Consider the following 19,125-nt stretch of genomic DNA (forward strand, 5'->3'; position numbering starts at 1 on the left):
ACAACAGCCGCTTGAAGCGGCAGGCATAACCCATGGGTGTCTCCGAACCCTTCATCCGCCGGCCGATCGCGACCTCGCTGCTCGGCATCGCGCTTCTGATCGGCGGGCTGCTCGGCTATTTCGCACTCCCGGTCTCGGCGCTGCCGCAGGTCGATTTCCCGACCGTGCAGGTGACGACGCAGCTGCCGGGCGCGAGTCCGGACGTGATCGCCTCGCTGATCACCGCGCCGCTGGAGCGGCAGCTCGGGCAGATCCCGTCGCTCTCGGCGATGAACTCGACGAGCTCGTTCGGCGTCAGCCAGATCTCGCTGCAGTTCGAGCTCAACCGCGACATCGACGGGGCGACGCAGGACGTGCAGGCCGCGATCAATGCCGCCGCGGGCGTGCTGCCGAGGACGCTGCCTTACCCGCCGACCTACGCCAAGGTGAACCCGGCGGATGCGCCGGTGATGACGCTGGCGCTGCGCTCGGACACGATCTCGCTGCGGGTGATGAGCGACATCGCCGACACCATTCTGGCGCAACGTTTGAGCCAGATCTCCGGCGTCGGGCGCGTGTCCGTGCTGGGCGGGTTGAAGCCGGCCGTGCGCATCCAGGCCGATCTGGCCCGCCTTGCAGCCTACGGCATCGCGATGGAAGATCTGCGCACCGCGATCGCCAATGCCAATGTCTCGGGGCCGAAAGGCTCGCTCGACGGCGCGCAGCAATCCTACATCATCGCCGCCAACGACCAGATCGCGGCGGCTGAAGCCTACAAGCCCGTCATCATCGCCTATCGCAACGGCTCGCCGGTGACCATTGCCGACGTCGCCCAGATCGTCGACGGCCTCGAGAACGACCGCACCGGCGGCTGGTACCAGGGCACGCCGGCGGTCATCCTCGACATCCAGCGCCAGCCCGGCGCCAACGTCATCGACGTCGTCAGCCAGATCCGCGCCGAGATGCCGAAACTGCAGCGCGCGATCCCGGCCGGCGTGAATCTCACCATCGTCTCCGATCGCACCGTCACCATCCGCGCCTCGGTGCGCGACGTACAATTCACGCTGGTCCTTGCCGTCGTGCTGGTGACGCTGGTGGTGCTGCTGTTCCTGCGTTCGTTGCGCGCGACCGTGATCGCCGGCGTCGCGCTGCCGCTGTCGCTGATCACGAGCTTCGGCATCATGTATTTTGCCGGCTTCAGTCTCGACAATCTGTCGCTGATGGCGCTCACGATTGGCACCGGATTCGTTGTCGACGATGCCATCGTGATGATCGAGAACATCGTGCGCCACATGGAGAATGGCGACGGCGCGATGGAAGCCTCGCGCAAGGGCGCCAGCGAGATCGGCTTCACCGTGATCTCGCTGACGGTGTCGCTGATTGCGGTCTTCATCCCGCTCCTGTTCATGTCGGGCCTGGTCGGGCGCATGTTCCGCGAATTCGCGCTGACCTTGACGATTGCGGTCGTGACGTCGGCGGTGGTCTCGCTGACGCTGACGCCGATGATGTGCTCGCGGCTGCTCAAGCACGCGCACGAGGAGCTGGCCGTGCCGGGACTGGCCGCGATCAGCCGCTTCATCGACCGCACGGTCGACGCCTATCACGGATCGCTGTTGTGGGTGCTGGAGCGCCAGCGCGCCACGCTGGTCGTGACCTTCGTTACGCTGATCGCGACCCTGGTGCTCTATGTCGTCGCGCCCAAGGGCTTCCTGCCGCTGCAGGACACCGCGTCGATCACGGCGGTGACGGAGGCGGGGCCCGACGTGTCGTTTGCGGAAATGAAGAGGCGGCAGGCCGAGGCGGCCGAGGCCATCAGGGCCGACCCTGATGTGGTCGGCGTGGTCTCGGTGATCGGTGCGGGCTCCGTCAACCCGACCACCAATGTCGGCCGCCTCGTCATGAGCTTGCGGCCGCGCGGCGAGCGCCGCGACGATGTCAGCGTGGTCGTGACCCGGTTGAAGGAGCGGGTCTCCGGCATCCCCGGCATGACCGTCTATTTCCAGCCGGTGCAAGACGTGCAGATATCGACCCAGTCGAGCCGCTCGCAATACCAGTACACGCTGACCGGTACCGATGCGACGCTGGTCTCGGAATGGGCGCGCAAGCTGGTTGCGGAGATGCGGCGCGATCCCTTGTTCCGGGATGTCTCCTCCGAGGCGCAGGAGGGCGGCCTGCGGGCGCAGCTCGATGTCGACCGCACGCGCGCCGGCCAGCTCGGCGTGAGCCTGCAAGCAATCACCGACACGCTGAACGATGCCTTCGCGCAGCGGCAGATCTCGACCATCTACGGTCAGGCCAACCAGTACCGGGTGGTGCTGGAGGCGCTGCCGATGTATCAGCGCGATCCCTCGATCCTGTCGAAGCTCTATCTGCCGGGTGCCGCGAGCGCCACCGCGGGCGCGCCCAATGCCCAGGTGCCGCTGTCGGCCGTGGCGACGCTGAAGCGGACCACGGCGCCGCTCGCGATCTCGCATCAGGCGCAATTCCCGTCGGTGTCGCTCAGCTTCAACCTGGCGCCGGGCGCGGCGCTCGGCGATGCCGTCGAAGCCGTAAAGGTGATCGAGACCCGCATCGGCATGCCGGGCAGTATCGTCGGCGTCTATGCCGGCGACGCCGCCGAATTCGCCAAGGCACTCGCCGGCCAGCCCTGGCTGCTGCTCGCCGCCGTCATCACGATCTACATCGTGTTAGGGGTGCTCTACGAGAGCTATATCCATCCGATCACGATCCTGTCGACGCTGCCCTCGGCCGGCGTCGGCGCCATCCTGGCACTGATGCTGTGCGGACAGGACCTCTCGGTGATCGGCCTGATTGGCATCATCCTCTTGATGGGCATCGTCAAGAAGAACGCGATCATGATGATCGACTTTGCGCTCGAGGCCGAGCGCGGGCGGGGCATGTCGCCCAGTGAAGCCATCGTGCAGGCCTGTCTGTTGCGCTTCCGTCCGATCACGATGACGACGTTGGCGGCGCTGTTCGGGGCGCTGCCGCTCGCGATCGAAAGCGGCACCGGCGCCGAGCTGCGCTTTCCGCTCGGCATCTCCATCATCGGCGGCCTGCTGCTCAGCCAGCTCCTGACACTTTACACGACGCCCGTGATCTATCTGGCGCTCGATCGCATCAACCGTCGCCTCGAGCAGGCGCTGCCGCCGGCTGGATCCGGCGGCCCGCCGGTCGCCGGCGCGACCGAGGGGATGCAGTGATGGCATCGATCTCGGAGCCCTTCATCCGCCGCCCGGTCGCGACCACGCTGCTGTCGATCGGGCTGTTCCTGCTGGGTGTCGTCGCCTACCGGTTCCTGCCGGTCGCCTCGGTCCCGAACGTCGACTTTCCCGCCATCTTCGTCTCCGCCAGCCGGCCCGGCGCCGATCCGTCCGTGATGGCGGCGACGGTGGCGTCGCCACTTGAGCGGCGGTTGGGAGAGATCGCCGGCATCAACCAGATCACCTCGACCTCGAGCCTCGGCACGACCAGCATCCAGCTTCAGTTCGACATCGGCCGCAACATCGACAAGGCCGCGCGCGACGTGCAGGCGGCCATCAACGCCGCGATGGTCGACCTGCCGAGCGACTTGCCGACGCTGCCGCGTTTCCGCAAGGCAAACACGGCCGGCGCACCCATCTTCGTGCTGGCGTTGACCTCCAAGACGATCTCTCCGTCGGCGATCTACGACGTCGCGGATAGCGTGTTGGCGCAACGCATCTCGCAGGTGCCGGGCGTCGGCAACGTGTCGATCTCCGGCGCCGACCAGCCGGCCGTGCGCGTGCAGCTCAACCCGGTTGCGCTGTCCAATGCTGGAATCGCCACTGACGACGTGCGAACCGCGATCATCGCCGCCAACGCGCTCGGCCCCGTCGGCATCTTCGAAGGCGAGCGCCAGAGCGAGACGCTGTCGCTGAACAAGCAGATGCGCACGGCGAAGGAGTTCCGCGACATCGTCATCAAGAGCTCGGGCAATAATTTCGTGCGGCTGTCGGATGTCGCCGACATCGAGGATTCCGTCCGCAACGTCCGCTCGATAGCCTGGTTCAACAGGCAACCGGCGGTTCTGATCCAGATCACCAAGCAGGGCGATGCCAACGTCATCGACACCGTCGACCGGGTCAAGGCGCTGATCCCCGAGCTGAAGCAGTGGATCCCGGCCGGTGTCGAGATCTCCACCCTGGTCGATCGGACCGGCACGATCCGCGCCAGCGTGCTGGACATGCAATGGACGCTGCTGGCAACGTCCGTCCTGGTGATGGTCGTCGTGTTCGTGTTCCTGCGGCGGCTGACGCCGACCATCGCGGCCGGCATCTCGGTGCCGCTGGCACTCGCCGGCACTTGCGCCGGCATGTGGGTCGCGGGCTTCTCCATCGACAACCTGTCGCTGATGGCGCTCGCCATCTCCGTCGGCTTCGTTGTCGACGACGCCATCGTCATGATCGAGAACATGTTCCGCAACCTCGAGCAAGGCATGCGGCCGTTCCGGGCGGCGCAGGAGGGCGCCAAGCAGATCGGCTTCACCGTGGTCTCGATCAGCCTGTCGCTGATCGCGGCCTTCACGCCGCTGATCTTCATGGACGGCGTCGTCGGTCGGCTCCTGCGCGAATTTTCGCTGACGCTGACCTTCGCCATCCTGGTCTCGACGCTGGTGTCGCTGACGGTCACGCCGATGATCTGCGCCCATTACATCCGGCAGGCCACCTCCGGCACGGCAACGCTGTTCGACCGCATCATCGAAGGCGCGCTGTCGCGCACCATCGTGTTCTACGCCCGCACCCTGCGCACCGTGCTGGAATTCCCGCTGCTGACGCTGCTGGTGTTCTTCGCCACCATCGCGCTCACGGTGACGCTCTACATCAAGGTCCCCAAAGGCTACTTCCCCACGGACGATTCCGGCTTCATCATCGGCGCGACGCGCGCCTCGGCGGACACCTCGTTCCAGTCGATGCTCGGCCTGCAGCAGCGGCTCGCCGAGATCGTGATGAAGGATCCCGCCGTGGCCGGCATCGGCTCGACGGTCGGCAGCGGGGGCCCGGGTCCGGCGACCTCGAACCGCGGCACCATGTTCATCAGCCTGAAGCCGCCGGAGGAACGTGGCCACGTGTCGACTGAGGTCGTGATCGAACGGCTCAGGCGCGCGCTATATCCCGTGCCCGGCATCCGCCTCTTCATGTTCGCTGCCCAGGACGTGCGGGCCGGCGGGCGTCAGAGCGATTCCGACTACCAATATACGCTCACCAGCACCGATCTCGGCCTGTTGCAGAAATGGGCGCCGATCGTGGCCAAGCGCCTGGAGAGCGTGGAGGGCATCACCGACATCTCCAGCGATCGCGATCCCGGCGGGCTGCAGCTGACGCTCGCCATCGACCGCCAGAAGGCGTCCGCGCTCGGCGTCAAGGTCCAGGACATCGACAACGCGCTGAACAACGCTTTCGCACAGCGGCAGATCTCGATCATCTACACCCAGCGGAACCAGTACATGACCGTGCTGGAGATCGACCCGAAGTTCCAGGTCGACCCCTCCAATCTCGATCGCATCTACGTCGCCGGCGCGGGAGATGCGCAGGTGCCGCTGTCGGCCGTGGTGCGCGCGACGCGCGGGCTCGCTGCGCTCGCCGTCTATCATTCGCAGTCGTTCCCATCGACCACGGTGTCCTTCAACCTGATGCCGGACGTGCCGCTTCAGGCGGCGACCCAGAACATCCAGCGCGCGGTCGACGAGTTGCACATGCCCGAAGGCATTCGCGGCAGCTTCGACGGCAATGCCGGCGATTTCGCCAGGACCAGCGGTCGCCAGCCGCTCCTGATCCTCGGCGCGCTGGTCGCGATGTATATCGTGCTCGGGGTGCTCTATGAGAGCCTCGCCCATCCGCTCACGATCATCTCGACACTGCCATCGGCCGGCTTGGGTGCGCTGCTCGCCTTGCAGCTCACCAACACGCCGCTGACGGTGATCGCCTTCGTCGGCATCATCCTCTTGATCGGCATCGTCAAGAAGAACGGCATCATGATGGTGGACTTCGCGCTCGATGCCGAGCGCCAGCGCGGCCTGTCCTCGGCGGAGGCGATCTTCGAGGCCTGCCAGGCGCGCTTCCGCCCGATCCTGATGACGACCATGGCGGCGCTGTTTGCCGGCATTCCGCTGGTGATCGCGACCGGCCCCGGCACGGAGCTGCGCCGCCCACTCGGCATCACCATCATCGGCGGCCTGTTCGTCTCGCAGATCCTGACGCTGTACACGACGCCCGTAATCTACCTCCTGATCGACCGCCTGCGTCGTCGCTCCGAACCGCGTCCGCTGGCTGCACCGGCGGAATAGGTTGTTGAGCAGCCGCTCCAAGCGTATAGCGGCCCCATGTCCAAGCCGCCTGAGACCGCCGCCGCGCCGGCCGAGCCGATCCCCGAATGCCCGCATTGCCAGAAGCCGATGCCGCTCTGCATTTGCGACAGCGTCACGCCGATCGAGAACCGGCTCTCGCTGCTGATCCTCCAGCATCCGCAGGAGCAGGACAGGGCGCTCGGCACTGCGCGGCTGCTGACCAGGCATTTTGCCGATGCAACGGTGCGGGTCGGCCTGTCCTGGCCGAGCCTGTCCAAGGCGCTGGGACGGCCGGTCGAGAATGCTTCGCACTGGGCGGTGCTCTATCTCGGCTCGGCACGCGCGGCCGATCTCGAGGCCGAAGGAGAGATCGTCGCGCTCAACCGCAAGGGCGAGATCGCGGAGAACCAGCGCGCGATCCTCGGCAAGCTCGAAGGCGTGGTGCTGCTCGACGGCACCTGGAGCCAGGCCAAGGCGCTGTGGTGGCGCAATCCCTGGATGCTGAAATGCCAGCGCGTGATCCTCAATCCGGCACGTCCCTCTCGCTACGGGCGCTTGCGCAAGGAGCCGCGCCGCGACGGCCTCGCGACCATCGAAGCCGCCGCGACGATCCTCGCCGCCCTCGAGCGGCGCCCTGATATCGCCGAGACGCTTCATGCCAGTTTCGAGCGGATGCTGGCTCGCTACCGCGAGGTCCAGGCCGAGATGCCGGAACTGGCACCCAAGCCCGCGCCCAAGGGCCGCCGGCGCGACTTCCGGCGCGGCAAGCGCGCCTGATTTCGGCTGGACATTTCGCTGTGCTACCCGCGGGCCGTGGGGTTGCCTAAGCCATTGATCACCTATATTGGTCCGCCCTTACGGGGCCACGTGGCGGAGTGGTTACGCAACGGTCTGCAAAACCGTGTACACCAGTTCAATTCTGGTCGTGGCCTCCATCACAAGTCTCTGATTTTCCGCAAAATTTGGACTTATAGGCGGTTCCGCCGAGCCGCAGCTCCAGTGAGCCACCGGGTTTGCCCGGGGCTTGGCGGAAAGGTGCGATTCAGGTCCTCTGGCATAGACTTCGCATCTGCGAAAAGACGCATCCAAACCCTGGAGCTGGAGAGCACGTGGGCGACGTCGTTCGATTTGTCCCGAAATCCGAGCTGGAGCGGGCCCGCCTCATTGCTGAGGCGCGCGCGATCTATGACAGCATCTTCCCGCCGGCTGCACCCGACCGGGCGCCGCAGCAGGGCGAGGAACGCGTCAAGACTTGATCGGGGCTGCGCCGGTCCCCGGCGCTCGGTCATGCCGAACCGCCCGAAAGGCGGACGCATCGGTTCACTTCAAGTGGCCTCAGCAGGCCGCGTACCAGTCGTCGGGGAAGGGCAGGAGGGGCCAGGCGCCCTCGTTGTCATTGGCAGCCTTGTTATTGGCAGCCTTGGGCGTCGTGTCGAAACTCCACGAGCGGGGCACGTATTGCTCCACCGGCACGGGCGCGAAATCCTCAAAGACCATGGCGTCCCGGACAGCATCCAGCAGCAGATTAAATTCGGCTTCGCTCATCACACCCTCGCAGAACGCGGACGGCGCAATGTCGCAAAGCCGGTTTGTTTCCGGATTGACCCGATCGTTCGTATTTTAACGATGCGGCGATCGGGACCCGAATGGTTAGCGATTCCTGAAAATCCCCGGGGCAACCCTATGTGCCCGCCGCCGCGCAGCGGGCGTGAAGGAGATCACATTCCCCGCGGTTTATTTCTCGTAACCCCTTTTGCACCGTACGGCCAATGCAGGCCGGAGCGGGCAGTGCAGAGCGGGAGACTGGTCATGAAGGCGAGGTTCTTGCGGTTTGCGGGCGTGAAGAGCCGGGCGCGGGGCGCCTCGACGGTCGGGCTGTTCCTGACGCTGTTTGCCTCCGCGGCTCATGCACAGGGAACGGCGGAGCAGCGGCGGGCCTGTACCCCCGACGTCTACCGGCTCTGCGCCGGCGAGATCCCCAACGTCCGCGCCATCACCGCCTGCCTGCGCCGCAACCGCGCGAGCCTCAGCGAGGCCTGCCGATCCGTGTTCGACCAGGCGGGCGGCTGAACGGCCCGGCTTGTGGGCTTGTGCGCAGCAAGTCCCTCGCAGCGGCTCGCGAATCCGTCACGGCCACCCTGTGGACATGCTGTGGATTTGCTGCGGATGCTGGACGTGGATGCTTCGTACCGTCGTCGGATCTTGGTCGCCAATCGTCATATCTGCGTCAAATGAGCTCACCGAATGATTCAGCGATCTGGCAGATCGCTGCTGCGGCCAGAGCTCCTCGCAACGGCGCGTCGAGAGAATGACGGCTTACCGGAACTCCACTGCATTCGTCTCAAATTTCAACCGAAGCGTGCATCAAATCTTGATCGGCCGTGAGCTAGGGGTGATCGACCGGCCTTGAACGCGGGCCCGGACCGCCGCGACTAATCGACAGAGTGCATAGGGATCAGCGGAACGTGATTAAGCTTCCTCTTCACTAAAGCACCAAAATGGTGCTTTAGTGCTTTCCATGAGCCAATCGCCCCGATACGCGCCGTCCGCACTGCGTTACCGGCTTGCCCCTGACCCGGCCGCCAAGGCCGCCATCGAGGCGACATTCCAGGCCTATGACCGCATGATGGAAATCCTCGACGAGGTGGCGCGGATCCACAATGTGGGTTCCAATGTGGTCCTGCTCCATGCCCATGCCTATGAGCCGATCCGCAAACAGACGGCGCTGCCTTCGCGGCTGGTGACGTTGGGGCTGCGCGACCGCGCGGAGTATCGCGCCGCGCAAGGGCGCCGCCTGCCGCTCGACGACAAGCTCGCCAAGATCAAGGGGCCCGCCACCATTTCGATTGCGACCGTGCAAGGGCGCTTCAGCGTGCCCTTCGACTACGCCGGCTATGCCGAGGGCTGGGGACAGAGCGTGCCGGCGCGCCTCATCCGCACCGACGACGGTTTCGAAGTTCACTACGGCGTCACGCCGAACAGCCTGCCAGAGGAGGAGAACGCTATGGATACCATCGCTGCCGCTCCCGACAACTTTCTGTCCCGTGTCGGGCGCCTGATCGCCGGGATCGCGTACGATGCGATCGAGCAGGCGGAGGGCAAGAACAAGCTGAAGGTGGTCAGCCAAGCCATCCGCGAGATCGAGCGCGCCGAGACCGAAGCGCGCGATGCGCTCGCCGCTGCGCGGGCCGAGGAATATCGTCTCAATGCGCGCCGCAGCGAGATCGAGCGGGCGATGACCGATCTGACCGCCAAGATCGAGACCGCGATCGCAGACGGGCGCGACGATCTCGCCCGCGCCGGCATCGCGCGGCAAATGGACCTGGAGGCGCAGTTCGAGGTGCTCTCCCGCGCCATCGACGAGAACAACGAGAAGATAGAGCAATGCGTCACATCGCTCCGCGCGGTGCTGTCGGCGCTCCAGGATGCCGAGCAGCGCCGCGCCGATCTCGAAAAGAGCGAGGCACAGGCCAGCCCACAGACATCGACGTCGTCGCGGAAATCCGGCGGCACCTCCGCTGCCGCCAAGGCGCTGCGGGCAGGCCGCGCGGTGGCACGGACCACCGGCGTGCCGCCGGGAATTCCCTATTCGAGCGACATCGACGAGCTGAGCACGCTCCATCGCGACAAGGAAATTGCAGCGAGGCTGGCCCGGTTGAAGTCGGGCTCCTGAGTGCCGTATCATGAGCGCTCTGCTCGAACACGTCATGGCGCCTGAGGTCAGGCCGTTCGCGATCGCGGCGGCCATGATCGTCATCGTCGGCTCGGTCGAGGTGATCTCGATGCTGATCGGGGCCTCCTTGAGCGAGATGCTGGGCACCAACATCGATTTTGCTCATCCCAGCGACAACGGCGTGCTCAACGCCATCTCCTGGATCAATGTCGGCGGCGTGCCGCTCTTGATCTTCCTGCTGCTGCTGCTCGGCGCCTTCTCCATCACCGGCTTCCTGATCCAGGACCTCGCGCGAATGATTGCGGGTCCCTTGCCGGCGTCGATCGCCTCGGTCGGGGCGGTTGCCGCATCGGTTCCGTTGGTCCGCGTTTCCAGCCGTGCGATCGCGCGGATCATTCCCAAGGACGAGAGCTACGTCGTCGGCTTGGGGGATCTCGTCGGCCGCATCGGCGAGGTCGTCGTTGGCCCGCTCGACCAGGGGCCGCCCGGCCGCGTCAGCGTCGCCGACATCCATGGCAACCGCCATTTCGTCTCGGCGGTGGCGGCGCCGTCATCGGGACCTTTGCCGCAGGGAACCATGGTCCTCCTGGTCGACCGCGACGGCACGCGCTTCGTCGCAGTGAAGGCCGACGATGAACTCAAACCGCCCAAGCCCACTCTAAGCAATTAGCAAGTCCCACAGCGGAGAAAGCCATGTTCGACATCGCAGTCCCGGCCGTGATCGGCGTCGCGCTGATCGTCGTCCTGGGGATCGTCTTCACTATCCTCTACAAGCGCGCCACGCGCGACGAGGCCTTCGTGCGCACCGGACTCGGCGGCAAGAAGGTCGTGCTCGACGGCGGCGCCATGATCCTGCCGATCTTCCACTCCTATGCCAGCGTCAATCTGAAGACGCTGCGCCTCACCGTCGAGCGCAAGGAGCGGGAATCGCTCATCACCAAGGACCGCCTGCGCGTCGACATCGTTGCCGAGTTCTACGTCCGCGTCCGTCCCGACGAGGAGAGCATTGCGCTTGCAAGCCAGACGCTGGGCGCGCTGACCAACGATGCCGAGGCCCTGCGCAACCAGGTCGAGGCGAAATTCGTCGACGGCCTGCGCTCGGTCGCCGCGACCATGACCATCCTGGAGCTCCAGGAGAAGCGCTCGGACTTCGTCAAGCACGTGCAGTCCACGGTCGAGTCTGACGTGAAGTCGAACGGTCTCGAGCTGGAATCGGTGTCGCTGACCAAGCTCGACCAGACCGACGTCAAATTCTTCAACCCGGAGAACTTCTTCGACGCCGAGGGTCTGACCCAGCTCAAGACGGTCACCGAAACCCGCCGCCGCGATCGCAACGCCATCGTGCGCGATAACGAGGTCGCGATCGCGCAAAAGGACCTCGAGGCGCGGCAGCAGACCCTTGGGATCGAGCGGACCAAGAAGGAAGCCGAGCTGTCGCAGGAGCGCGACATCGCCAACAAGACCGCGAGCACCCGCGCGGAGGTAGCAACCGCGACGCAGACCGCACGCCTGACCGAAGAGAACGCTCGCATCGACACCGATCGTGCGGTTGCCGAGAAGGAGGCGGGTGCCAAGCAGGTCAAGGAAACCGCGGTGATCGAGTCGGAGCTGGCGATCAACAAGCGCAAGACCGACGCCCAGCGCGAGATCCAGATCGCGACGCAGGAGAACGAGATCCAGATCGCGGCGAAGAGCAAGGAGACGTCGGAAGCCGTCGCCGAAGCCAAGACCGCCGAGGCGCTGGCCGTCTCCGCGGAGGAAAAGGTCGTCACCGCGCGCGCCATCGAGGTCGCCGATCGTGCCCGCCTGACCCAGGTGCTGGCCGCACGCACCGAGGCCGAACGCAAATCGACCGAGCTGATCGTCGCGGCCGAGGCCGAGAAGAAGGCCTCGCTCGATCGCGCCGAAGCCGTCAAGACGCTGGCCACCGCGGAAGCCGAATCCAACAAGATCAAGGCGGTCGGTGTCCGCAACATCGGCGAGGCGGAAGCCGCCGTCATCACCATGAAGAACGAGGCGCAGAACAAGCTCGGCAGCAACGTCATCGATTTCGAGATCGCCAAGAAGCGGATTGAGACCATGCCATCCGCGCTGGCGGAGATGGTGAAGCCGATCGCGAATCTCAAGGATGTCCGCATCCTGCACACCGGCGGCGCGTTCGGCGGCAACGGTGCGAGCGGAGGCAATGTCGGCTTCGGCGAAGGTCTGGCCGGCGAGCTGCTCAAGGTTCACGCGCTGCGTCCGATGATCGACGAGATCCTGCGCCAGAGCGGCTTTGCGCCTGGCGACGATCCGGTCAAGGCGCTGGTCGGTGCCGTGACGGGCAAGAGCAATGGCGCGGCCGTACCGGTGCCGGTACCGGAGAAAACAAATTCTGCCGATCTATGAATGCCGGTTCATTGCTGCTGAAAATTCGAAACGATAAACAGGTTGGGCGCGTCTCGCGTCGCGCAGCCGTCCCGGAGTGCAGATCGATCGTGTCTTGAACAGGCGATCGCGCTTCGGACGTGTCTCCAGGCAACGCATTTCCGTGCCGCGGCGCCCGCGCCGATCCATGCCGGTCGCCGAGGCCTGTTTTGATCGGAGGATTTTCAGATGAAGCATTTTCTGTCCGGATTGATCGCGATCGCCCTTTCGATCGCCGCCGCACCGTCGCTTGCGGCCGATGCCCGCAACGTCACCGTCGTCAACGAGACCGGCTATGCCATCAAGTTCCTGGGCTTCAACGCGCCGGATGACGGGCTGGACGAATGGGAGAACGAGCTCGACAAGGTGTTGCAGAACCAGGCCAGCACTTATGTCGAGTTCGACGACGACGATGAAGGCTGCGTCTGGAACATCCGAGTCGACTGGAAGAACTATGACGAGTCGGTGCTGTGGAAGAACGTCAATCTCTGCAAGCTCACCGCGCTCCGCTTGCGCTACGACCCCGGCACCAAGACCACCTCGTTCCTGGCGGAATAATCCTCGCCCGGTCCCGGCCGGAGGAGCGGCCATTCCAGGTCCCTCCGAGCGCGTTGCGGATGATGACGAATTCGTCCTTTGCAAGCGCAAGCGGCTTTGTTATACGCAGCCGCGCGCGAACGAACGGTTCGCCCTTTTCCTCGGTAGCTCAGCGGTAGAGCATCCGACTGTTAATCGGATGGTCGCTGGTTCGAATCCAGCCCGGGGAGCCATCAGGCTGTTGCCAAGCCTCTCGAAACACTCCAGAACTAAGCAAGTCCTAGGAGTAAGCCACTGAAAAATCAGGGGTTTCAACGTCTCGTTCTGTTCTGCCACTTCCGCCGTGGTCCGGAGCGGCTGGGGATATGGAGGGGGTAGGGGCCTTGTACCCCCAAATTACCTCTCGGGATCCCCCCAAATTCCGGCGACGGCGTTGGAATAAAGTTCCAAAAGGCACTCTCTGATCGGGTCGTCCTGAGCGCCAAGTCCGAATCGAAGAATGAAAGCCGGCCGATACCTCCAGAGCCTGGCCCTCTTGGTCGTGACCAGAAAGAACAGGCCGCCGGGCGGAGCGGCCGATATAGCTCGGCCGTACCCGCCATTAGCCTCCAGACGGGCACAGCAATCGAGATCATGGGCTTTGCCGTCGGTCGGAGCTATGTCGAGATCAATCCGTTCGTCGGCGTCAACTTCACGACTGCTGGCTCAGGTCCAGCACCGGGGCATTCTCACTCGCGGGCGGTGGACCGCGCAATCTGCGCCGAGACGCAACTGGCTGCGCGCCTGTTGCCGATCTCGCTAGGTGACCGATCGCCTGGCTTGATCTGGATCAAGCCTCCTCGGCGGGCCGCCCCGCTAGCTTTTCATCAGCGGTCCGTCCGCTTGGAGGCAACGACCCTTGAAAACGCTTCGCCAGCTTCTGTCCGCGGAGGACATTGTCCAACTCGTGATCCGGCTAGGCTTGCTCGGGCTGCTGATCTTCTGGACATTTCTCGTCCTCCGGCCGTTCGTGCCGATCCTGAGCTGGAGCGCCGTGTTGGCGGTGGCATTTCATCCCGTCTTCGCCTGGCTCGCCCAACGCCTCGGTGGCCGTCCCCGGATAGCCTCAGCCGTTCTCACCCTGATCACGCTGGGCATCGTCATCGGTCCCGCCGCGTGGCTCAGCCTCAGTGCAGTCGAAGGGATCCGGGACCTTGCGGCCCAGATCGGCAGTGGCGATCTCGCGCTCCAGGCCGCACCGGAGCAGATCAGGAGCTGGCCGTTGATCGGTCCTCAGCTCTACGCGATCTGGAACGAGGCCTACACGAACATCCGTGCGGCGCTGCGCGAGGTGGCGCCGTACTTGAAACCGCTCGCCGGAGTGATGCTGTCGTTTGCCGGTGACACCGGAATTGGCATGCTCCAATTCCTGCTGTCGGTGATCGTCGCGGGCTTTCTGCTCCCGCACGGCGCGCAGCTCGTCGCCGCGCTGCGCGGCTTCCTGTTGCGCGTCGTGCCCGGCCGGAGCGAGCACTTTCTCGAGCTCGCCGGCGCAACCATACGCGCCGTCGCGCAGGGCATTATCGGCGTCGCTATCCTTCAGGCCTTGCTGGCGGGCATCGGCTTCAAGCTCGCAGAGATCCCAAGCGCGGGACTGCTCGCGGTCGTCGTGCTCTTGCTGTCGATTGTCCAAATCGGCGCCGGCCCCGTTCTTTTCCCCGTGCTGGTCTGGATATGGGTGGACAAGGACGTGACCGTCGCCCTGCTCTTGACTGTCTATCTGGTCGTCGTCGGTCTGCTCGACAACGTGCTGAAGCCGCTCGTCATGGGGCGGGGCCTGACGACGCCGACGCTGGTCATCCTGATCGGGGTCATTGGTGGTACGCTCGCGCATGGAATCATCGGACTGTTCATTGGGCCGATCATCCTGTCGGTGGCCTGGGAGCTCGCGATCGCATGGACGGGAATCGACCGCGCTGCTTCAGCGCGGGTCGATCAGGAAACCGTTGTCGCAAAGGAAACCATCGAGGCACGCTTGGCCTAGGCTGAAATGAGGTGTGGTTCACCCCGATGATGCTCCAATTCCTTGTCGGCACGCTCGTCAGCGTGATCAATATCGGAATCCACGCGCTCGTGACGGTGGTCGCCGTCACGGTGGCCCGCAGTGCCGTCCCGCGCCATACCAAGCGGCCGCGATTGCACCTCATGAGCGTCATGATCACAATCGCGGTCGTGTTGAAGATCGCCCACATGATCGAAATTCTGATGTGGGCGGCGACCTATCATATCGTGCACGCGGCGACCGCCGACGCGGACATGCTCTACTTCGCGTTCGTCAACTACACCACGCTCGGCTACGGCGACATCACGCCGGTGCCCGAATGGCGGCTGATTGGCCCGCTGACCGCCATGAACGGCGTTCTTCTGTTCGGCTGGTCCGCCGCCATTCTGTTCGAAGTCTTGCTCAAGACGCTCGACCATCTCGGACTCACGGAAAGACCCGGTGCGGACCTGCCACGCACCTGATGCTGTCGCCTCGGTCAATCTCGACCATTGCGGAACGTGAACAGGCCTTCGCCGGCTCAGGGCTGCAGATCGAGGCCTGCGAGCTGGTGCCGGTCGAGGAGCACGATCTGGCGCTGGGTGTTGCCGATGAAGCCGAGCACGCCGAGTTCATGCAGCCGCGACAAAGCCCGCGAGACGGTCTCCAGCGTCAGGCCGAGATAGTCGGCAATGTCGCGTCGGGACATCGGAAGCGCCATGACGCCGGCAGCCGTCAGGCGCTTGTCCATTTCGAGCAGGAATGCGGCGACGCGCTCCAGGGAGGTCTTGCGGCCGAGCAGCAGCATGTGGTCTTCAGCATGCTGGAGGTTGTTCGTGGTCATGCTGAGCAGATTTCTGGCCACCATGGCATCGCTCTCGGCCACCGTTTCCAGGCTTTGGCGTTTGATCAGCCGCACCGTGGTGTCGACGATGGCTTCCGTCGTGAAGCGGTGCTCGCTGCCGTTCTCGAGCCCGAAAATGTCGCCGACGAGGTGAAATGCGCCGATCTGCCTGCGCCCGTCCGACAGCAGCTTGTAGCTACGCACCGCGCCGGATTTGACCTGGTAGACATACTCGGCCGGCTCCTTCTCGCCGTAGATCTCGGAGCCTTTTCGGTAGGAAAATTCGCTTAAATTGACCAGTGCATTTGAATGAGATGCCATGCCGAGGTCGCGGAGGGTATTGGGACGCAGCGTGGAATCCGTCGTGATGCGAACGAACATAGGCCAACTCCTCAGCTTTTCCGCCGAATTGGTCTGTCAGACGAAATACTTTGCCGGAAATGCGCCGCGCTATCCCACTCCCGCCGAAGTTGATTTTCGGCCAGCGAAGTATTGTTATCCATTGTCCCAAGGTTCATTGTACCATAGGACAGCACGGACGATTGCTGCGCTGGATGAGAAGCCCTCTGCGCAGGATAGCTGCGACGAATTGCGAAGCAGATATTTCGACTTTCAGACGTAAGGATCGCTTTGAACAATGAGAAGGACGTCGAGCGTCCTCATTGAGTTGGGCGAGAGGTAGAAAGTTGCCAGGCCTTGTTCACGTCGTTGACGACGACGAGTCGTTTCGGACCGCGATCGAGCGCCGGCTAAAGCTCGCGGGATACGAGGTCGCGACCTACGCCTCGGCGCTGGAGCTCCTGGACTCGGCGCCGGATGACGGGCAGGCGGGATGTATCCTGCTCGACGTGCGGATTCCGGGCCTGAGCGGTCCCGACCTGCAGGCGCGGTTGGCTGCGGCGGGGTCGATGCTGCCCATCGTCTTCCTGACCGGTCATGCCGACACGCCGACGACCGTGCGCGCGATCAAGGCAGGTGCGGAAGACTTCCTGACCAAACCGATATCGTCCGAGCAGTTGCTCGATGCGATCGAGCGTGCGCTGGCCAGTCAGCGGACCGCACGCGCCCAGGCCAGCAGGCTGGATGCGTTTCGTGGTCATCTGGCCACGCTGACGCAGCGCGAGCGACAGGTGTTCGATCTGATCGTGCGCGGCCGGATCAACAAGCAGATCGCGCATGAGCTGGGCACCACCGAGCGCACCGTGAAGGCGCACCGCCATCAAGTGATGGAGAAGATGCAGGTTCGCTCGCTGGCGGAACTCGTTTCGATCGCAGAGCGTCTCGGAATGCTCGATCCGGACGAACGCTGACGGATCCGGAAAGAGCGAGGTTCCCTCGACGTGCCTGTCCCAAAGGACAATGCCAAGGCGTGTTGACAGTGCGCGACGCGCTATGTGCAATAATGCACATACGCACACGCGAGAGCGCGGAGCTGTCGTATCCGATATCCCACTGTCGTGTTCCGGAAAGGCAATCGCTTTGCTCCTGCGCGAGTCCGTCTTCGTTGTCGATGACGATCCGTCCATGCGTACCAGCATGGACAGGCTGCTGCGAGGATACGGCTTCGCCACAACCCTGTTCGACACGGGAGGGCCTTGCTCGATCATGACAGGTTCCACACCGCGATCTGCATCATCCTCGACATCAATCTGGGTGCAAGGTCCGGCATCGAGGTGCGGCGAAGCCTGGCCGAGAAGGGCATTGCGGCACCGGTGATCTATGTCACCGGCAATGACAGCCCTGCAAACCGCTCGGCCGCGATTGCCTCGGGCTGCATCGCCTATCTCATCAAGCCCTTTGCGGCGCAGTCCTTGATCGAATCCGTCCAGCGCGCCCGCGCCTTGTAGCTCCGCGCCGGCCCTCATTCGTCGACATATTGCTCGAGTGTCCTGGTCGGCGCCCCCTTATGGGCGGAACCGAATTGCGCGAGCGGAATCGAAGTCGTCACGGCAAGAAGATTGGAGTCGACGAGTTCGAGCAGAAGCGTTTGACCGTTTTCCATCTCCGAGATGATTTTTGGCGTCACGACGTCCGCCGCGACGCATAAATTGGTGAGACACCAGGTATAAGGAATGCGGAACGCGGCGCCATGGTCGACGGCCAGTTTCGGTGCTTGCTGCAGGTACATTCCGACCGGCACGAAAAGTTGCAGGCGGGCGGTGGGCGCGTCCTCCCGCTCGATCAGATCAATGCGCACGGCTGTTTGCCCGGTCGCGAGCCGGCCAGTGATCGAGGTTCGACAGAGGGACGGCGCGCCGCCGGCCTTGAAGCACAATTTTTGCCAGCTGCCATAGCTGATGTCGCTGGCGTCGCGCTGGCCGCGTGTTGCGACCTCGGAGGACTTTTCCGCTTGCGCCGCCTTGAGCGAAGCGACAGCCAAGACCGTCGCGACTCCGGCGGCTGCAACCATCAGGAGACCAGAGAGACAATCAAAAGCACGGGCCATCGCTGCAACTCCGAGATCCGGACTCAGTTCTGCGCGTCGAGAAACTTCGCCACCAACGGCGACCAGAGCGGAACCGCGTCCGGCGAACCGAGGAGGAAATGTCCCTCGTTGCCGAACGGGGGCATCAGGTGATATTCGGCCCGGCCGCCGGCGCCGATGAAGGCAGCGTGCATGCGCTTCGATAGGTCGGGACCGAAATACGTGTCATTCCCGGTGTAGATCCACAGCATCGGCACGCGCGATGTACGGCCGAAATCGGCGGTGGCCTCGACCAGTCGGTCGGGCGCGCAATTGTTGTTCGGCTTGCCGTCGACGCGTCCGCCGCGGCCTCCGGCAAAGACGATGATGGCCTTCACCTGTGGCGGGTTCACGCTCGAAAGGGCGATCGAGGCCCAGCCGCCGGCAGACTGGCCGACCACGATCACGTCCTTCGGGATGATCCGCTTCTCGGCGGCCAGATAGTCAATGATCCAGAGATCGACCTGGGCGACCGCGAGGCCGGCATCACGGAAATTGGGATTGGCGCACTTCCCGATTTTCGAGAAGAACGGGCCGAACATTCCGCGTTCGGGGATGTCGATTGCCTGCGCGCCATAACCGCTGCCCACCGGGGCCACCACGAGATAGCCGCGCCTCGCAAACCATTTGGCGGCGTCGCGAAATTCGACCAGAGGGAAAAGGCTGCGCTGGGTCGCGTCGAGCGAGACACCGTGATTCATGATGACGAGCGGGAACGGACCGTCGCCGACCGGGCGCACCAGATAGGCGAACATCGGCAGCGGCAGGGGCAGCGCCCAGATTTCCTCCTGGATGCGGACCTCGTCCGCGGCGTGCGTGGGCGATGCGGCCACGAAAACGCTGAGCAAGGTGATCGCGAAAAAATGGAGCAATGCAGGTCCGCGTCGCATCCGGGCCT

The 19,125-nt window shown here is 64.3% G+C and carries 18 protein-coding genes and 2 tRNA genes; 15 read left to right on the forward strand and 5 right to left on the reverse strand.

Annotated features, from left to right (window positions below; all coding sequences use genetic code 11):
• The first annotated feature begins 32 nt into the window (after nucleotides 1-32).
• The 5 genes from GA0061099_RS17755 to GA0061099_RS41210 all read left to right on the forward strand — a co-directional run bounded on the left by GA0061099_RS17755 (nucleotide 33) and on the right by GA0061099_RS41210 (nucleotide 7,539).
• Nucleotides 33-3,182 (forward strand): efflux RND transporter permease subunit, encoded by a 3,150-nt coding sequence (locus GA0061099_RS17755; protein ID WP_036027980.1) that lies wholly within the window; start codon nucleotides 33-35, stop codon nucleotides 3,180-3,182.
• Nucleotides 3,182-6,283 carry an efflux RND transporter permease subunit gene (locus tag GA0061099_RS17760; protein ID WP_036027981.1) on the forward strand — a complete coding sequence of 1,034 codons (3,102 nt, stop codon included), beginning with the start codon at nucleotides 3,182-3,184 and terminating at the stop codon, nucleotides 6,281-6,283. Before GA0061099_RS17755 ends, GA0061099_RS17760 begins: the two co-directional genes overlap by 1 nt.
• A 36-nt stretch (nucleotides 6,284-6,319) precedes the next feature.
• A complete protein-coding gene (locus GA0061099_RS17765) occupies nucleotides 6,320-7,060 on the forward strand; it encodes a tRNA-uridine aminocarboxypropyltransferase (RefSeq protein ID WP_036027982.1) in 741 nt (246 codons plus the stop codon).
• A gap of 84 nt (nucleotides 7,061-7,144) precedes the next feature.
• Nucleotides 7,145-7,218 (forward strand) — tRNA-Cys (locus GA0061099_RS17770).
• Between the two features lie 174 nt (nucleotides 7,219-7,392).
• Nucleotides 7,393-7,539 (forward strand): hypothetical protein, encoded by a 147-nt coding sequence (locus GA0061099_RS41210; RefSeq protein ID WP_167361661.1) that lies wholly within the window; start codon nucleotides 7,393-7,395, stop codon nucleotides 7,537-7,539.
• Between the two features lie 79 nt (nucleotides 7,540-7,618).
• Here the strand turns inward: GA0061099_RS41210 and GA0061099_RS17775 are convergent, their stop codons facing one another.
• A complete protein-coding gene (locus GA0061099_RS17775) occupies nucleotides 7,619-7,828 on the reverse strand; it encodes a hypothetical protein (RefSeq protein WP_036027983.1) in 210 nt (69 codons plus the stop codon).
• Nucleotides 7,829-8,092: 264 nt separating this feature from the next.
• On the opposite strand from GA0061099_RS17775, the gene GA0061099_RS17780 reads away from it, so the two are divergent.
• The 4 genes from GA0061099_RS17780 to GA0061099_RS17795 all read left to right on the forward strand — a co-directional run bounded on the left by GA0061099_RS17780 (nucleotide 8,093) and on the right by GA0061099_RS17795 (nucleotide 12,344).
• The gene (locus GA0061099_RS17780; RefSeq protein WP_025036239.1) at nucleotides 8,093-8,353 is read left to right on the forward strand and encodes a hypothetical protein; all 261 of its coding nucleotides are present in this window, start codon (nucleotides 8,093-8,095) and stop codon (nucleotides 8,351-8,353) included.
• 439 nt (nucleotides 8,354-8,792) lie between these two features.
• Complete coding sequence (locus GA0061099_RS17785) at nucleotides 8,793-9,956, forward strand: PspA/IM30 family protein (protein WP_036027984.1); 1,164 nt, start codon at nucleotides 8,793-8,795, stop codon at nucleotides 9,954-9,956.
• A 10-nt stretch (nucleotides 9,957-9,966) separates the two neighbouring features.
• Nucleotides 9,967-10,626, forward strand: a complete 660-nt coding sequence (locus tag GA0061099_RS17790) for an OB-fold-containig protein (protein WP_036027985.1) — start codon at nucleotides 9,967-9,969, stop codon at nucleotides 10,624-10,626.
• Between the two features lie 23 nt (nucleotides 10,627-10,649).
• Nucleotides 10,650-12,344: a flotillin family protein gene (locus GA0061099_RS17795; RefSeq protein WP_036027986.1), complete on the forward strand. Its 1,695-nt coding sequence runs from the start codon at nucleotides 10,650-10,652 to the stop codon at nucleotides 12,342-12,344.
• Here GA0061099_RS17795 and GA0061099_RS40090 read toward each other — a convergent pair.
• Nucleotides 12,339-12,560: a hypothetical protein gene (locus GA0061099_RS40090; RefSeq protein ID WP_141697635.1), complete on the reverse strand. Its 222-nt coding sequence runs from the start codon at nucleotides 12,558-12,560 to the stop codon at nucleotides 12,339-12,341. The two genes, GA0061099_RS17795 and GA0061099_RS40090, sit on opposite strands and share 6 nt — an antisense overlap.
• Here GA0061099_RS40090 and GA0061099_RS17800 point away from each other — a divergent pair.
• From GA0061099_RS17800 to GA0061099_RS17815, 4 genes are all read left to right on the forward strand, one after another.
• Nucleotides 12,552-12,920 carry a hypothetical protein gene (locus GA0061099_RS17800; RefSeq protein ID WP_036027987.1) on the forward strand — a complete coding sequence of 123 codons (369 nt, stop codon included), beginning with the start codon at nucleotides 12,552-12,554 and terminating at the stop codon, nucleotides 12,918-12,920. The genes GA0061099_RS40090 and GA0061099_RS17800 overlap by 9 nt on opposite strands.
• A gap of 137 nt (nucleotides 12,921-13,057) precedes the next feature.
• Nucleotides 13,058-13,132 (forward strand) — tRNA-Asn (locus tag GA0061099_RS17805).
• Nucleotides 13,133-13,797: 665 nt separating this feature from the next.
• Nucleotides 13,798-14,922 (forward strand): AI-2E family transporter, encoded by a 1,125-nt coding sequence (locus GA0061099_RS17810; RefSeq protein ID WP_050996036.1) that lies wholly within the window; start codon nucleotides 13,798-13,800, stop codon nucleotides 14,920-14,922.
• Nucleotides 14,923-14,948: 26 nt separating this feature from the next.
• Nucleotides 14,949-15,404, forward strand: coding sequence for a potassium channel family protein (locus tag GA0061099_RS17815; protein WP_036027988.1), 456 nt, complete (start codon nucleotides 14,949-14,951; stop codon nucleotides 15,402-15,404).
• 56 nt (nucleotides 15,405-15,460) lie between these two features.
• On the opposite strand, the gene GA0061099_RS17820 is transcribed toward GA0061099_RS17815, so the two are convergent.
• A complete protein-coding gene (locus GA0061099_RS17820) occupies nucleotides 15,461-16,144 on the reverse strand; it encodes a helix-turn-helix domain-containing protein (RefSeq protein ID WP_035999457.1) in 684 nt (227 codons plus the stop codon).
• A 305-nt stretch (nucleotides 16,145-16,449) separates the two neighbouring features.
• Here GA0061099_RS17820 and GA0061099_RS17825 point away from each other — a divergent pair, with 305 nt between their 5' ends.
• Both GA0061099_RS17825 and GA0061099_RS17830 read left to right on the forward strand, forming a co-directional pair.
• Nucleotides 16,450-17,073 (forward strand): response regulator transcription factor, encoded by a 624-nt coding sequence (locus tag GA0061099_RS17825; RefSeq protein WP_035999454.1) that lies wholly within the window; start codon nucleotides 16,450-16,452, stop codon nucleotides 17,071-17,073.
• Nucleotides 17,074-17,358: 285 nt separating this feature from the next.
• Entirely contained in the window at nucleotides 17,359-17,610 is a 252-nt protein-coding gene (locus tag GA0061099_RS17830; RefSeq protein WP_338060692.1) for a response regulator, read from the forward strand.
• Nucleotides 17,611-17,624: 14 nt separating this feature from the next.
• Here GA0061099_RS17830 and GA0061099_RS17835 read toward each other — a convergent pair whose 3' ends face one another.
• Nucleotides 17,625-18,209, reverse strand: a complete 585-nt coding sequence (locus tag GA0061099_RS17835) for an invasion associated locus B family protein (protein ID WP_036027990.1) — start codon at nucleotides 18,207-18,209, stop codon at nucleotides 17,625-17,627.
• 23 nt (nucleotides 18,210-18,232) lie between these two features.
• Nucleotides 18,233-19,117 carry an alpha/beta hydrolase family protein gene (locus GA0061099_RS17840; RefSeq protein ID WP_036027991.1) on the reverse strand — a complete coding sequence of 295 codons (885 nt, stop codon included), beginning with the start codon at nucleotides 19,115-19,117 and terminating at the stop codon, nucleotides 18,233-18,235.
• Nucleotides 19,118-19,125 lie beyond the last annotated feature (8 nt).

It is taken from the genome of Bradyrhizobium yuanmingense, from assembly GCF_900094575.1.
GTDB classification, from domain to species: Bacteria; Pseudomonadota; Alphaproteobacteria; order Rhizobiales; family Xanthobacteraceae; genus Bradyrhizobium; species Bradyrhizobium yuanmingense.

Coding starts and splice junctions, on each gene's coding strand:
- GA0061099_RS17755 (WP_036027980.1), top strand. CDS start 33: ATGGGTGTCTCCGAACCCTTCATCCGCCGGCCGATCGCGACCTCGCTG.
- GA0061099_RS17760 (WP_036027981.1), top strand. CDS start 3,182: ATGGCATCGATCTCGGAGCCCTTCATCCGCCGCCCGGTCGCGACCACG.
- GA0061099_RS17765 (WP_036027982.1), top strand. CDS start 6,320: ATGTCCAAGCCGCCTGAGACCGCCGCCGCGCCGGCCGAGCCGATCCCC.
- GA0061099_RS17775 (WP_036027983.1), bottom strand. CDS start 7,828: ATGAGCGAAGCCGAATTTAATCTGCTGCTGGATGCTGTCCGGGACGCC.
- GA0061099_RS17780 (WP_025036239.1), top strand. CDS start 8,093: ATGAAGGCGAGGTTCTTGCGGTTTGCGGGCGTGAAGAGCCGGGCGCGG.
- GA0061099_RS17790 (WP_036027985.1), top strand. CDS start 9,967: ATGAGCGCTCTGCTCGAACACGTCATGGCGCCTGAGGTCAGGCCGTTC.
- GA0061099_RS17795 (WP_036027986.1), top strand. CDS start 10,650: ATGTTCGACATCGCAGTCCCGGCCGTGATCGGCGTCGCGCTGATCGTC.
- GA0061099_RS17800 (WP_036027987.1), top strand. CDS start 12,552: ATGAAGCATTTTCTGTCCGGATTGATCGCGATCGCCCTTTCGATCGCC.
- GA0061099_RS40090 (WP_141697635.1), bottom strand. CDS start 12,560: ATGCTTCATCTGAAAATCCTCCGATCAAAACAGGCCTCGGCGACCGGC.
- GA0061099_RS17815 (WP_036027988.1), top strand. CDS start 14,949: ATGATGCTCCAATTCCTTGTCGGCACGCTCGTCAGCGTGATCAATATC.
- GA0061099_RS17820 (WP_035999457.1), bottom strand. CDS start 16,144: ATGTTCGTTCGCATCACGACGGATTCCACGCTGCGTCCCAATACCCTC.
- GA0061099_RS17835 (WP_036027990.1), bottom strand. CDS start 18,209: ATGGCCCGTGCTTTTGATTGTCTCTCTGGTCTCCTGATGGTTGCAGCC.
- GA0061099_RS17840 (WP_036027991.1), bottom strand. CDS start 19,117: ATGCGACGCGGACCTGCATTGCTCCATTTTTTCGCGATCACCTTGCTC.